We start from the raw sequence: 13,436 nt of genomic DNA on the forward strand, positions 1-13,436 counted from the left end.
CCCCAGCGCCCGCAGCCCCTCACGCCCGCGCCCGGCGGCTCACGCGGCGCGAGAAACGAGAAAAGAGCGCGTCAAAGAAGGGGGCATCCGAGAGACCAAGCGCATACGAGAGGCCAAACGTCACCAAAAGCGAGGCGATGCCTGCCGGCGCTGCATGCAACACACCCGAAATAACGCTGGTTGCAGGCCCTGTCACCAGCGTTACACCCTGGGTAATGAGCCAGCCCACGAGTGCTCCTGCCACGCCAAAACCAAGCGAGCGAATGCACGACACCATAACCGAACGTAAACCCAGCGCTCCCAAGGTCATGCGCAACCTGATCAAGGTCACGATATCGATAATGACGTAGTAGACCACCGAGCTCAAAGGAACCAGATACATACCAAAAACTGGCGTGAGATGAATACAAATGATGATCTGCACAACCGCCGCCACGCAGGTAGCAAGTGCATAAAAACGCATACTCATCATGGCTGAGCATACCTTTTGCAAATAGCTTGACAACCCATAAAACGGCAGCGTCAATCCCATAACCGCAAGATAGCCACTCGTGATCGCAATCTCGTCAGGTGAAAATGAATTGCTCGCAATCACCGCAATCAAAGCTGGAGAAAACACCAAGAAATAAAGGCTGAACGGAATAAGCGTAAACAAGGTCTTTGATGCACCATGTGCAATGCCTGAAATAAAGGCTCCCTGCTCGCCTTTTGCATGGTGGATAGAAAGCTCGGTGAACATTGTGATAGAAATCGGGATCGCAAAGATAGAAAACGGCAGGGCATACCACACGCGAGCGTAGTACCAAATTGCTGATCCTGCAGCGTTGACCTGCAAAATACTGCTCGACATAACCGCTGTCGTAGGATAGGCAACCAGGGTAACCACCAAGGTTGGCAGGCCAATGGAAAAGGTATCTTTGAGCGCCGGATCTTTAAAATCAATATACGGACGGATTTTTACCCCATGGCGACGAAGAGCCGGTAGCTGAATAAACGCCTGTACAAAGACGCCTAAGGGATTGCCAATCGCCAAAATAATAATGGCTTGAGCCTCACTCATCATGCCCAAGCGCGTAACCACGCCAAAGATAATGAACGAGCTAATGGTAATGAGGTTATTAAAGATTGGCGCGGCGTTGCTCCACAGGTAATCGCGCTCGGCGTTTAAGACGCCCGAGAAGATGGAAGAGAGAGCATAGAGAATGATCTCGACCGCAAACCAGCGGAAAAGCCAGACCGCCAGATCAAAATCAAAGGATTCTGAGGCTCCTGCAGACTGTGTCCAGATGATGGGGGCCGCAAAGATAAAACTCAGAACCGTCAGGATGAGCATGGCCAAAAATACAAAAGATAGCAGGTTAGAGGCGTAACGCGCTGCACCCTCACTGCCCGCGCGCTCACGCACGCGAATATAGACGGGCAAAAACGAGGTAATGAGCATACCGCCGATGACCAGCTCATACATAACATTTGGCATCTGATCAGAGAGGGTATACACGCTGGCAAGCATGGTGAGGCCAATGGCCCAGGCTTGAGCGGAGATGCGCAAAAATCCGGTAACACGGCTAATAATGACCAGAATGCTCACCAGACTCGACGAACGATCAGCCCGCTCTACGGCAGACTCGGGTTCTGCAGCAATCTCTTCGCGAATCTCTCCCGTCATCTCTGGAGCGAGCGGAGGTAACTCTGCTGCCGGAGCGGTACGTGATGCTGCTGCCATGAGAAAGGCAGATGTTGCTTCAAGGTCTGATGCCACACCAGGGTGCGGGGTAGCAGATATATCCGCCGTATCGTACGTGGATCCTGAGGTGTGCTGTCGCCCAGATGCAGCAGCTAGAAAGACAGCCGTATCATCAGGACGGACAGGTTGAGTTGACCCGGACTCTGCGGCGTCTAACCGCGCCTTAGCTGCTGCCATGAGATAGACCGAGGTCTCATCCGGGCGAGCGTTCTCGGGAGCAAAGCGGGCACCTGCTGGTCGTGGCTCATGTTCAGACCTCATCGATCCTCCGTAGCAATCTTTGCGAGAACTCCTTGCGTATACGCAAGCAGATCATCGACGCCAACCTCTATTTGCAAGCCTCGGCATCCGCCAGAAATCATAATGGTAGAAAACGCTCTACAGGCAGTATCAACGATCAGCGGCATGGGTCGCTTCATACCAATGGGAGAACATCCACCGCGCACATAGCCCGTAGTCGAAAGCAGATCAGCCAAAGGAAGCATCGTGAGAGACTTCACGTGCAGAGCTCGTGCAGCAGCCTTCAGATTCAGCTCCCGATCAACCGGAACACAGCAGGCCGCGTGTCCATCGGGAGATGAAGTCACGAGCGTTTTAAATACGCGAGCGGGATCTTGTCCCAAAATCGTGGCAACATGAGTTCCTGAGAGATCATCCTCATCCACCTCATACTCATGTACTGCATACGAGATACCTGCGCGATCAAGCTCGCGCATTGCGTTTGTTTTTTTCAGCCCTTTGGCAGCCATGCAAAGCTCCAATCGCATTCAGCTCATTCTAGCCCGAGATCGACCAAAGCATCGCTTTTCCAGCGCTCCCCTACCAAGAGCACAGAGGCTCATGTGCGGTCGGGGCTGAGACTCCTTGTAGCGGCAGAGTCACCAAGCACGGTGACAATGCCCACAAGCGCGTCATCGAACGTCGCCAAGCACGGCAGCAACGACGCCCAGTGTCCCAAGCGCGACTGCAATACCACCAAGCATGACGGCAGAGTCACCAAGCACGGAGGCAATGCCCACAAGCACGTCATCGAACGTCGTCAAGCGCGATCGAGCCACTACGCGCAGCCGAGTCACTACGCGCGGCCGAGCCCAAGCACGGCAGCAGCGCCGCCTCACTAAAAACGAATATCAAAATTGGTGGCCTGATCATCGGTACGTAACCACTCATAGGAGTCAAGGTGTACGCGAGCACCAAAGTGACGATATCCGGCGTGGAGCGCACTCAAATGATCCACGATGCGATCGGCACGTCCTTCAATCTCCATCGAGACCCGACCATCGGGCAGGTTTTGCGCCCACCCCACTAAGCCTCGCTCATGGGCAAGCGACTGGTTTGTCCACCGAAAACCAACGCCTTGCACCCGGCCAGAAAACATGAGAGCTAGGCGTACATGCTTAGCATGGCGACTTTCAAGCTCGCCTATGAGTTGGCGCTCGCAGGCACTGATCGAAGCCGCTCCCCCACCAGACTTGCCCTCTGAGCTATACATGGCACGAAGTCGATCAAAGAGACCCATGTCGCCTCCTCACTGCCCTGGCCGCCCAGGCACTACCAAAGACCCTGCTCCTCCGCATCTGCAAACCCCTGATCAACCTTGAGTGTATCTGAGTCTGCAGCCATCGTAGCAAGCTCATCTGCTCGCTCATTCAAGGCGTTGCCGGCGTGGCCTTTCACCCAAACAAAGTTCACGTCGTGCTGCTCTTTTGCAGCAAGCAGGCGCTGCCAAAGATCCACGTTTTTCACCGGCTTTTTTGCAGCCGTCTTCCATCCGCGCGCAATCCAGCCAGAAATCCATCGATCGGTAAAGGCGCGCACAACATACTGGGAATCTGAATGAATGGTGACCTCGCACGGGCGATTTAAGGCTTCTAAGGCAGCGACGACACCTAAGATTTCCATACGATTATTGGTGGTGCGCTCATAGCCACCTGAGAGCTCCAAGGTGTGCTCTTTGCCCGAAGGCGCTGTATAGATGAGGACGGCACCATAGCCTCCAGGCCCTGGATTTCCCCGCGCCGCTCCATCGGTATACGCCTCGACCTTCATACGCCTCCCCAGCTCAAATCTTTTCGCCTCATCTTATCGCAGTCGCTCGTGATCCAAAGCAAAAGGGTCGCGTCGTGCTCTTTGAGCTACACTCCGGCTCACACGCGCCCACAAGTCACGTGCCGAACACGCGTATCAAACGTATGAGCCTAGAGACTCTGCCGCCATGCAGGATCGGTAAGCGCCCGTGCCACACCTAATCCCATCGGTAAAAACAAGACGATCATCAAGGCTCTCAGTACCCACTCCATGGCAGGCAAGGTCTGAAAATTGCCCATGCAAAACACAGCCCGGTACATATACAGGCCAGGCACCATAATCACAATTGAAGGCACGGTGATTGAGATCCTCGGAAATCCATAACGAAGGCCAACTGCCGAGGCAAGCAACCCCGCCGTCAGCGCTCCCACAAAGGCAGCAGCCTCAGGCGGCATCGAAACAACATCCACCAAGGAAAGTCGCAAGGCGTTGGCGATCATGCCAATTGACCCTGCTGCAATTGCCATCTTAAGCGGCGAGTTAAACATGATAGAAAAGCCCAAGACACCAATAAAGCTCGCAGCTACTCGAAGAGTTGTGAGTACCGGAAAAGAAAGTCCAAGCGGTTCAAAATCATCGGGAGAAAGACTCACCATACTCGCCACCAACCAAGCGACCAAGGTGGCAAACACAATGATTGAGCCTGCATGGCAGAGCCGCTCAATTCCACTGCGCATATCGATCTTTGCTAGATCCAACCCGCTCGTAATCAGGGGAAACCCGGGAATCACAAAGAGCATAGCTCCGATATAGCCCGCCTCATGGTCCATCGCTCCAGGAATTACCAGGCTGATACCTGCAAGCATGGCCAGATACGTAAGACAGGCTGCAGCAACCGAAGCACCCACACCAGCAAAGAAGGTAAGGCGGCGGTTTGTCATCGCTCGGCGTACGAAATTACCAATACCGGCTCCTGCAAAGGCGCAGGCCATCTCAATGGGACCTCCACCGAGCAAAAACACAAAGGCTCCGCAGGCAAAAGCAGAAGCCAGCGCCACCTGCCAGGTGTTATAGAGATGCCCCCGCTGGTCAATATCGTCGAGCAGGCGATGGAACTCCCCAACCGTAAACTCGCGACCCTGAGCCTTAATGCGGCGAACCAAGTCTTCCATAAGCCAGAGACGCTCGGTATTCACACCCGCCGTGGTAAGCGAAACACCTTCCGAGAAGATCTCACGATCTTGGCCGAAACAGGTGCACTCAATCGTTGTGAGTCCCACATCAACTCGACAGGTCACTCCCAACACGCGAGCAATCTCGTTCATACAATCGCGCACGCGCCAGCCGCCCGCACCACCAGAAAGCACTAAGAGACCAGCCCGGCAGATAATAGAAGACTTGTCATCGATACTAGCAGAGACAGCCAAGACATCGCGATCATCAAGAACCTCTTCCCAGGGGATCCGCATGTGATTGCGAGGAATCTTGCGCGCACGGCGAGGGCGAGGATGAGCCAAGCGAGAACGCCGACTTTTTTTACGAGCTGGAGGCTGTGCGCTTCGCTCGAGGGCAGTAGGTGCAAGCGGGGTGTGGTCTTCGGTATGAGACGGCACCTGAGTACGCTCGTGGCGATCACTCGCCGCTCGATCGTTAGCTGCTCCTCGCTTATTTGGAGAGCCAGAGAGGCGTAACCCTTGCCCTGCTTGGGACGCAGATGTGACGCGCTCTGCTGCTCGTGCCTGTCTTGTGTCCTCATCCATGTTGCTTCAGCCATCCCTGTATGCCTACCGCTTACCCGAACCACCCGTCCGAGCCACGTACCCAAATTGCCCGCCCGAACCACGTGCCCGAACCACATGCTCGTATCGCGCACTCATGCCTTATGTTCACCATAGTAGCCCGTCCAAGTTCGAACAGCGCTTAGCGGTCATTCAAGAAATAATCCGGAAAGCGCGAATCACCGCAGCAGACTCCTCAAAGAGCAGGTGCAGGTGGCTCGAAATCAGATAGGCAACCTCATCAACATCACGCTCAATCCCTATACCGTGGCCTTTATTGTGCTCTATGGCTTGGGCTATGGTGCCTACTATTCAACGGCAGATATGGCCATTCCTATGGTGGCAGATGTATCTGACTATGAGATGTTCCGCTCAGGCAACTACGCTCCAGGCATTATTGGCACACTCTTCTCGTTTGTAGATAAACTCGTGAGCTCGCTTGCCGCAACCGTCGTCGGCGTCGCGCTGACCTTTGTTGGCCTCACCACGCTGCCCGGCAGCCTACATCCAGGCTGCCGATCGTGTATCGTATGCGCGTTTCTAGACTGTCGCTTTTGAATCTGCCGAGCCATCACGTACAGGAAGAGCTGTGCTATTCAGCGCTCGGATGCAGTAAACAAAGACAGCGGCCGCGCATGCAAGCAAGAGCGCCACGGTAAACCCGTTCATCGAACCCAAAAGTGGCTCCATCAAAAAGGATGACGCATTGACCGCAAAATGAAGGCCGATGCACGCCCACAGGCTCCCCGTTTGCCAGAGTACCCAGGCCAACAAGACTCCCATGGGAAATGCGTACGCAATCTGAACCAGGTTTAAATGCATCGCACCAAAGGCTAAGCCCTGGAGCACGATTGCCACGATGAGTGCAGGTCGGGACACGCGCACGTCCTCTGGCTCGAGAGTTGCACGCTGGGCTGCGCCCTGCTCAACGGTGGGTGCCACCTCGGGCATGGCAGGCTCCACGACTTGCTTTGCAGCTACACGCGCACGTCCCCAAGGAAGTGCGGTAAACGATCTCAGCAAAAACTCAAACATCAAGCCACGGCAGGCTACCTCCTCAATAAGAGGTGCAAGTATGGCAACCGTCAGCAGAGAAAGTGCCGAGAACTCACCTACACCAGCCGCTTCCATATGCTCCATGTACTCACCTGCAAGCTCGGGCAGAAAACTCAAAACCCAATTGAGAGCAATGCTTAATAGCATCTGCAGGGCAAGACCGGCAAGAAGAATCAAACCCGCCGTGCGCAAGCCAGCGCCTTTGCACCTCTGAGTACGACGGCGAGCCACATTGGTTTTTCGACGGATAGCAAGCCAGATCGGAACCCCAACGCACGCAACGAGCAGCTGACCGCAGATATCCGCCCGAAGCAGCAGATCGGGGGATACTGCGAGCAGGTTCGGATCAATATTTGTTGCAAAGGACTCAGCAGTAAACGCAGCAATCGCGCCGACCATCATGAGTACAAACAGGCCAATGGGCATCAAAAGCGCCACCATAAACCAACCAATTGCTGGCATGATTCCCCGGCTCGGCTGACGAGCAACCGGGGTGTCCGACGGTACTGATGCGCCCGGCGGCACGGGTGTACCCGGCAGCATAGGAATGTGTGACGGGATCGGTGCTGCCGGTGGTACCGGTGCACCCGACGGCTGCGCGGTGTCCGACGGCACTGGCACACCCTGCGACACTGATACACCCTGAGGTATCGGTTTGCCTGTCGGCAGCGACGTGCCCGGCGGCACAGGTGCACCCGGTATACGTGGAGCACCAGTCTGCTCGCGCGACTCTTGTAAAACGGACGTGCACTCCTGATCTCTTTCATCCATCTGAGCAAATCCCCTTATCTAGCGCCGACCACTGCCGCCTCCATCACCCGGACGCCGCCCCAATCGTTTGCGGCGCGTAGGAGTCTGAGCTGCTTGAGAGGGAGATCCACCGCGACGTCCGCGCCGCTCATCAGGGGCATCGTGGTTTCGCCAATCATGGGATCCTCTACGCTCAGCGCCCCTGCTGGAATTGTCACCACGCCGGTTAGAACCTTTGTGGGAACGCTTGCCCGAACCTTGATCCTCACTCGTGTGTGTAAAGCGGTTCTTAGCGCGATGCCGCGAGGTGTGCGAGTTCAGACTCCCCCGCTCATATGGCGCTTGCTCGCTCACGCGACGGTTCTTTTGACCAGCTCTTTGCCGTGAACGGCCTATACGCTCTTTTGCCGCAGCGCGATCATCAACACTCGCGCCACGCTCACGTGAGCGACGTGGCTCCTCTTCACGTACCCGCACACGACCTGAGCGCTTGCGGCGAGAGGGCTTCGAAGCTTCTGCCAGTTCCTCATCTGACACGCGGCGATGCCGAGAACTCGCCTGGGAAACGGAGGCTCCGCCATCCTTTTTGCCAATATGTTTGCGAGAGCCGGCGACTCGACGGTGCACGCCTGCTGGTAGATCATCACCGTATTTTGCTGCAAGCTTACGTGCAATACGATCGCGGCGTCGTTTCTTTTCTTGCTTGCTCGCAACACGATCGCGAGGCACACGAGCCGGATCCACAAAGACCGGATGCTCGCCCAAATTCAAACGAGCACGATCTTCCAAAGAGAAGAGATCTGCCGTTTTTCCCATGAGTGCTTCGATATCAAAAAAGTCCTCTATATCCTGCTCAGTTACAAACGTAACCGACCAGCCCTCCTCACCAGCACGACCAGTACGGCCAATCCGGTGAATATAGTCAACCGGCTCCTCGGGTACATCAAAGTTAATGACATAGCTCACATCAGACACATCAATACCGCGCGCCAAGACATCGGTTGCTACCAACACATCGACCCGGCCATCGCGAAATGCCCGAAGTGCGCGCTCACGCTGGGCTTGGCTCCGGTCTCCATGGATTGCTGCGGCAGAAAAACCCGATCGCGAAAGACGACGGCACACCGTATCTGCACGGCGCTTAGTTCTACAAAAGACAATAACGTGGCTGGCACCAAACTCATGCAATACCTGCGTAATCAGGCCATTTTTTGCCTCGAGCGAAACCGGCAACACATACTGATCAACCGTTTCTGCCGTAGAGGTTGCCGGAGCGATTTCTACCCGCGCAGGCTCGCGTACCAGATCGGTAATTGAGCCGACTGCCGCATCATCAAGGGTTGCAGAAAACAAGAGGGTCTGACGATCATCTGGAGTCGTTTTCACAATACGGCGAACCGTGGGCAAAAAGCCCATATCGAGCATGCGATCTGCCTCGTCAAGCACCAGTACCTGCACCTCATCTAAGTTGGCAGCTCCTTGTTGGATGAGATCTTCTAGCCGACCAGGCGTGGCAATGAGCACATCACAGCCGCGTTGTAAGGCGCTCCGCTGTGGATTGTACGAAACGCCACCAACTACCGTGAGTGCACGATGACCCGTGTGTGCTGAAATCTGCCGACAGACCCCATCAATCTGCTGAGCAAGTTCTCGCGTAGGCGTAATCACCAACATGCGAGGCCCTGCTCCATGTACTCGTCGTTGACCTCGCTTTGCGCGAATCTGGGGCAGGCGATCAAGCGTTGGCAGCAAAAACGCAGCGGTCTTGCCGGTGCCCGTTTGTGCGGCTGCTAAAAGATCACGGCCAGCAAGAACCTCAGGAATTGAGGCGGCCTGTACCGGCGTAGGGCGCTCGTAACCCATGTCTTGTACTGCAGCGAGCATGGCCGCAGAAAGGCCAAGCTCGGAGAAGGCGAGGGCTTGCGGCGCGTCAATTTGGTTCATAAATGCGTACTTTCCTGTTCCACGCGGCACGTCCCCAGCGGCTACCCGCTCAAATTCCCGCGTTCGTTCACTGAGAGCTGCCTAGCAAACAAGGCAGGTGAGCGCTTCTGCGACGGGACGTGAGGTGGCGCGTGCGCTCGAAGCAGCTCATTTGTTGAGGCGCTTCCCAAGAAAAAGTATACGGGAAGAACGGTGGGCAACTATATATCCGTTGAGATTCACACGCAAGCCTCAACCGAGCTGTGCATACTCCAACATGTCGTTCCCAGCTATAGCCTTACGAAAACCCAAGCACCACGGCGCTGCTCCCCATACCTGAGATATGGCTCCCAGCTATAGCCTTGAACAACGCAAGTAACGCCCGCACTTCCCATGCTCTACATCGGCGAGCTATCGGTATGCAAAAACCCAAGCACCACGACGGTGATGCTTGGGCTCTGCACGATTTTGCCAGTGCCTGCTATATGCGTATGAACCAACCGCTTATCTTACAAGCAGACACCTGCACGGCCAGCTCCTGCTACAACAGCTACTTCAACTCTGGCCAATAGCCCTTATTTTGCTCAATCAAATCATCAAGCAAGGCTTTTGCAACCGTTGCCGAAGGAATGGTGCGGTTGAGCGTAAAGGCCTGCAGCGCCTTTTGATAGGACCCCTCAATTACCGCCTCAACAATGAGTCCCTCGCAGGCATCTTGATTCTCAATCAGACCCTTATAAAAGCGTGGAATGGTACCTACACGCACCGGCTCAGGCCCTCGATCCGTAATATATGCCGGCACCTCAACCGTTGCATCATCAGACAGGTTCTCGATGATGCCGTTGTTGGGAACGATCACCAAATGACGATGGCGCAAATCGAGTGCCAGTGATTTCACCACATCAACAATGAAGCGTCCATGCACGCCTACATAAAACTGCGTCAGGTCAACGTCTTCCCCACGCTGCAGCGCTTCAGATGCAGCAAACATACGCTTCTCACGCCCGTTGATAACCTGCATACCACGCGTATTATTGATATCCATGTATTCCACGCAGCTATCGGGCATCAAATAATACTGGTAGTAGGTATTGGGCAGATAGTCTTGGAACAGCGTTGAAATCGTTGCCGAGTTCTCAAAGGTATGCTGCCAGTCAGGATCTTTCACCAGCGAATCGTTCAAGCTGGCCTCAGAAATATAGCCATACGTGCGCACATGCGCTTTGAGTTTATCGGTCACATCTTCGCCCTTGCAGCGCACGCTGGTGAACCAGCCAAAGTGATTCAGGCCAAAATAGTCAACTTCAATATCGTCGAGCTCACAGCCCAAAATCTCAGCCATACGAGCCTCAATTTCTACGGGCATGTCACAGATATCAAGAATGCGCGCGTTGGGGCGGAGCTTATGCATAGCCTTGGCAACAATGGCTGCCGGGTTGGAATAATTCACAATCCAATAATCAGGGGCTGCATATTCCTCACAGTAATCTACCAGCTGGCACATGGGATAAATCGTACGCATGCCATAGGCCATACCACCAGCGCCACAGGTCTCCTGGCCAACCACTCCATGCTTTAAGCAGGTCACTTCATCGCTCACGCGCATCTCAAGACCGCCTACGCGCATCTGAGCCATAATGAAATTCGCCCCAGAAAAAGCCTCAGCAGGATCGGTCGTAACACGCACATCCAGATCGGGAGCAAACTGAGCCACGACTGCTTGTACAACAACGGCAACTTTGTTTTGGCGCTCCTCATCAATATCGTAGAGCCACAGTTCACGAATCTTAAGCTCGTGGCTCTGATCCAGCAGGTCTTTTACAATACCGGCCGTATAGGTGCTGCCGCCTCCGCAGATAACGATTTTAAAATCCTTCATGCTGCTACTTCCTTTCTTCATAGATCTTCTCGTTCGATATCTTTCATGTACGCTTGCCGTCGGTACCTCACTGCATACGACTCTTGCGATCTTTGGACTCGAAACCTCTCAGGTACGCTCAGCGGCGGTGTCGGTTGTGCTTGGAGCTGCTAGCCTCTGTCCGACAGAGCTCGACACACCCTGTAAACACGTGGCTGCTAGGCATGTGCCGCGCTTGTCCATACCAGTCGGACACCGCTTGGGCATGCCAAGCGCTCGCACTTAGTCTTCAAGGCGCAAGATGGGTCGTAACATGTCGTACCATTCATGCACGTCCATGCCAACAACAATCTGCACGTTTGTTCCGTTGACAAAGAGACCCTTGTCAATAGCCTTTTTAATCGTGTCCTGGCTTACCAGCTCGGGGTTTTTCACCTCAACGCGCAGCCTCGTCATGCAACAACCAAGCGACGTAATATTTTCTGCTCCGCCAAGGCCATCAATAATGGTGGTTGCAATCTCATTTTGCTCAGAAGAGGTAATGGTTGCGACCGGCATCGTTTGAGATGCATCACCGTCAACCTCAGCTGCCCAGTCTTTGGCTCGCCCAGGTGTCATGATATTCATCTTCCGAATCATCACGGTGAACACGACAGCTGATACGATCGCAAACACCACGCCTAGGCCTATATAGAGTGGGAACTTAGTAACTCCCCACGGCAGCGCAATGTTTACCGTAATGAGCTCGATACCGCCAAAGATATTGAACAGCCGCACTCCAAAGAGATAGAGCAGCGTTTCACTCAAGCCATAAAACAGGCTGTACACCATAAACAGCGCCGGTGAGGCGAAGAGCAGGATGAAATCGAGCGGCTCGGTGATGCCCGAAAGCATGGCGCTGACATAGAGAGGAACAATCATGGCCATAATGGCTTTTTTGTTCTCGGTACGTGCGTTATACACAATGGCCAAGGCAGCGCCCAAGCTCAAAAACTCCTTGCCAAAGCCAAACATGGCAAAACGTACGGAATCGTTAATCGTGGTAATCGCGCCGCTTGCAATATGGGGCAGTTCTGCAAAGAAGATATTCGCTGCGCCCGAATAGCTCTCACCGGCAACAATCGCCGTACCTCCAATGGCCGTGTAGTCAAATGGCATCCACATAAAGTGGTGCAGACCCACCGGAATCAGAGCGCGATTCAAAAAGCTGTAGATGAACTGGCCTAAACCGCCCGATGCGTTAATAAAGACCGAAGCATGATTGATAGTCTCTGCCACAGGAGGCCAGACGATGGTTACTACGAGTGCAAATACAATAGAAACAAGAGTCATCGCAAGCAGCGCCAAGCGCGGGCCACCATAAATGCGCGCAACCTCAGGCACATTCACATCAATGAGCTTGTTATAGACCCAACCGCTCAAGCAGCCAACGATAATGCCGCCAAACACATTGATGTCGGTGACCTGGAGTCCCAATACCATTGCTTGACCGGTTCCAAAAAGCCCCATCTCGCCGGCCTCAGCAAGCTGCTTGGTGAGTGTTAGGTACGCGTTATTGACATACAGAAACATCAAATAGCAGATGAGGCCATATACTGCGGCATTCGCCTTTTGCTTTTTTGCAAAGCCCGCAGTAAGACCCACGGCAAAAATCACCGAAAGGTTGCCGATTACGGCAGAGTTCGTGGCAGCCGAAAGCAGCGTGCCAAAATCAGCAACAGCACCACCTCCCAACGAGCAAACGGTTGCTATAGCAAGCAACAACCCCGAAGCTGCGACATACAAGACCGGATCTACAATCACGTGTCCAAATGATTGAAAAGCCGCTTTAATCTTTTTCATCTTCTCCCCTGCCTTGAACGATTGACACCTGTCTTTCAGACAGACGCTTGCGCGACCCTCAAAGCGTGCCGGCCAGCTCAAAGGGCTACGAGCGCAATCTTGTCTTCACCATAGATACTCCCGAGGTAAGAAGACCTGAGTCTGGATCAAGATTCTTGACATGAGGCTCAAAGCACACGGAAAAGCGAACCTTTTTCCCATTTCGGTAAACGTCAAATCCATACGGCAGGCGTAGGCGCACCGATGGCCGCATCCTACGATTCCGTACTGCAGAGGAGGCATGTCTGGCAAATGAGGGCTCTTCAGCAGCGGCGAGCATCGGGGCGATCAGGCGGAAAGCATCAAGCGCTGGCCTGCAAACGAGCATAGCTTCACCAATGGCCGCACGCTACAATGCACGGACGCGCTTCATGCGAGGCGCTTCATGGTTCAGACCCCGTATGGGCAGCAAGAAACG

General features: G+C 54.3%; 11 protein-coding genes. 1 reads left to right on the forward strand and 10 read right to left on the reverse strand.

Features of this window, described 5'->3' with window-relative positions; genetic code table 11:
- Positions 1-19 precede the first annotated feature (19 nt).
- From murJ to K6V98_RS01675, 6 genes are all read right to left on the reverse strand, one after another.
- A complete protein-coding gene (murJ, locus tag K6V98_RS01655; RefSeq protein WP_306792657.1) occupies positions 20-2,005 on the reverse strand; it encodes a murein biosynthesis integral membrane protein MurJ in 1,986 nt (661 codons plus the stop codon).
- The gene (gene ybaK / locus K6V98_RS01660; protein WP_222198788.1) at positions 2,002-2,493 is read right to left on the reverse strand and encodes a Cys-tRNA(Pro) deacylase; all 492 of its coding nucleotides are present in this window, start codon (positions 2,491-2,493) and stop codon (positions 2,002-2,004) included. Before ybaK ends, murJ begins: the two co-directional genes overlap by 4 nt.
- A gap of 162 nt (positions 2,494-2,655) precedes the next feature.
- Positions 2,656-2,787, reverse strand: a complete 132-nt coding sequence (locus tag K6V98_RS08655) for a hypothetical protein (protein ID WP_306792658.1) — start codon at positions 2,785-2,787, stop codon at positions 2,656-2,658.
- Between the two features lie 74 nt (positions 2,788-2,861).
- On the reverse strand, positions 2,862-3,263 hold the full coding sequence (locus K6V98_RS01665; RefSeq protein ID WP_306792659.1) for an acylphosphatase: 402 nt from the start codon (positions 3,261-3,263) through the stop codon (positions 2,862-2,864).
- Positions 3,264-3,295: 32 nt separating this feature from the next.
- On the reverse strand, positions 3,296-3,793 hold the full coding sequence (gene rnhA, locus K6V98_RS01670) for a ribonuclease HI (protein WP_222198789.1): 498 nt from the start codon (positions 3,791-3,793) through the stop codon (positions 3,296-3,298).
- A gap of 149 nt (positions 3,794-3,942) precedes the next feature.
- Positions 3,943-5,532 (reverse strand): threonine/serine exporter family protein, encoded by a 1,590-nt coding sequence (locus tag K6V98_RS01675; protein WP_222198790.1) that lies wholly within the window; start codon positions 5,530-5,532, stop codon positions 3,943-3,945.
- Between the two features lie 231 nt (positions 5,533-5,763).
- Between K6V98_RS01675 and K6V98_RS01680 the strand changes: the two genes are divergently transcribed.
- Positions 5,764-6,108 carry an MFS transporter gene (locus K6V98_RS01680; RefSeq protein WP_222198792.1) on the forward strand — a complete coding sequence of 115 codons (345 nt, stop codon included), beginning with the start codon at positions 5,764-5,766 and terminating at the stop codon, positions 6,106-6,108.
- Here K6V98_RS01680 and K6V98_RS01685 read toward each other — a convergent pair.
- The 4 genes from K6V98_RS01685 to K6V98_RS01700 all read right to left on the reverse strand — a co-directional run bounded on the left by K6V98_RS01685 (position 6,091) and on the right by K6V98_RS01700 (position 12,979).
- The gene (locus K6V98_RS01685) at positions 6,091-7,377 is read right to left on the reverse strand and encodes a CPBP family intramembrane glutamic endopeptidase (RefSeq protein ID WP_222198795.1); all 1,287 of its coding nucleotides are present in this window, start codon (positions 7,375-7,377) and stop codon (positions 6,091-6,093) included. The two genes, K6V98_RS01680 and K6V98_RS01685, sit on opposite strands and share 18 nt — an antisense overlap.
- Before the next feature lie 18 nt (positions 7,378-7,395).
- Positions 7,396-9,300 (reverse strand): DEAD/DEAH box helicase, encoded by a 1,905-nt coding sequence (locus K6V98_RS01690; RefSeq protein WP_222198796.1) that lies wholly within the window; start codon positions 9,298-9,300, stop codon positions 7,396-7,398.
- 529 nt (positions 9,301-9,829) lie between these two features.
- Positions 9,830-11,158, reverse strand: coding sequence for a 6-phospho-alpha-glucosidase (locus tag K6V98_RS01695; protein ID WP_222198797.1), 1,329 nt, complete (start codon positions 11,156-11,158; stop codon positions 9,830-9,832).
- Between the two features lie 261 nt (positions 11,159-11,419).
- Positions 11,420-12,979: a PTS transporter subunit EIIC gene (locus K6V98_RS01700; RefSeq protein WP_222198798.1), complete on the reverse strand. Its 1,560-nt coding sequence runs from the start codon at positions 12,977-12,979 to the stop codon at positions 11,420-11,422.
- Between the last annotated feature and the right edge of the window lie 457 nt (positions 12,980-13,436).

The sequence above is a fragment of the Collinsella ureilytica genome (assembly GCF_019795105.1).
Taxonomy (GTDB): Bacteria; Actinomycetota; Coriobacteriia; order Coriobacteriales; family Coriobacteriaceae; genus Collinsella; species Collinsella ureilytica.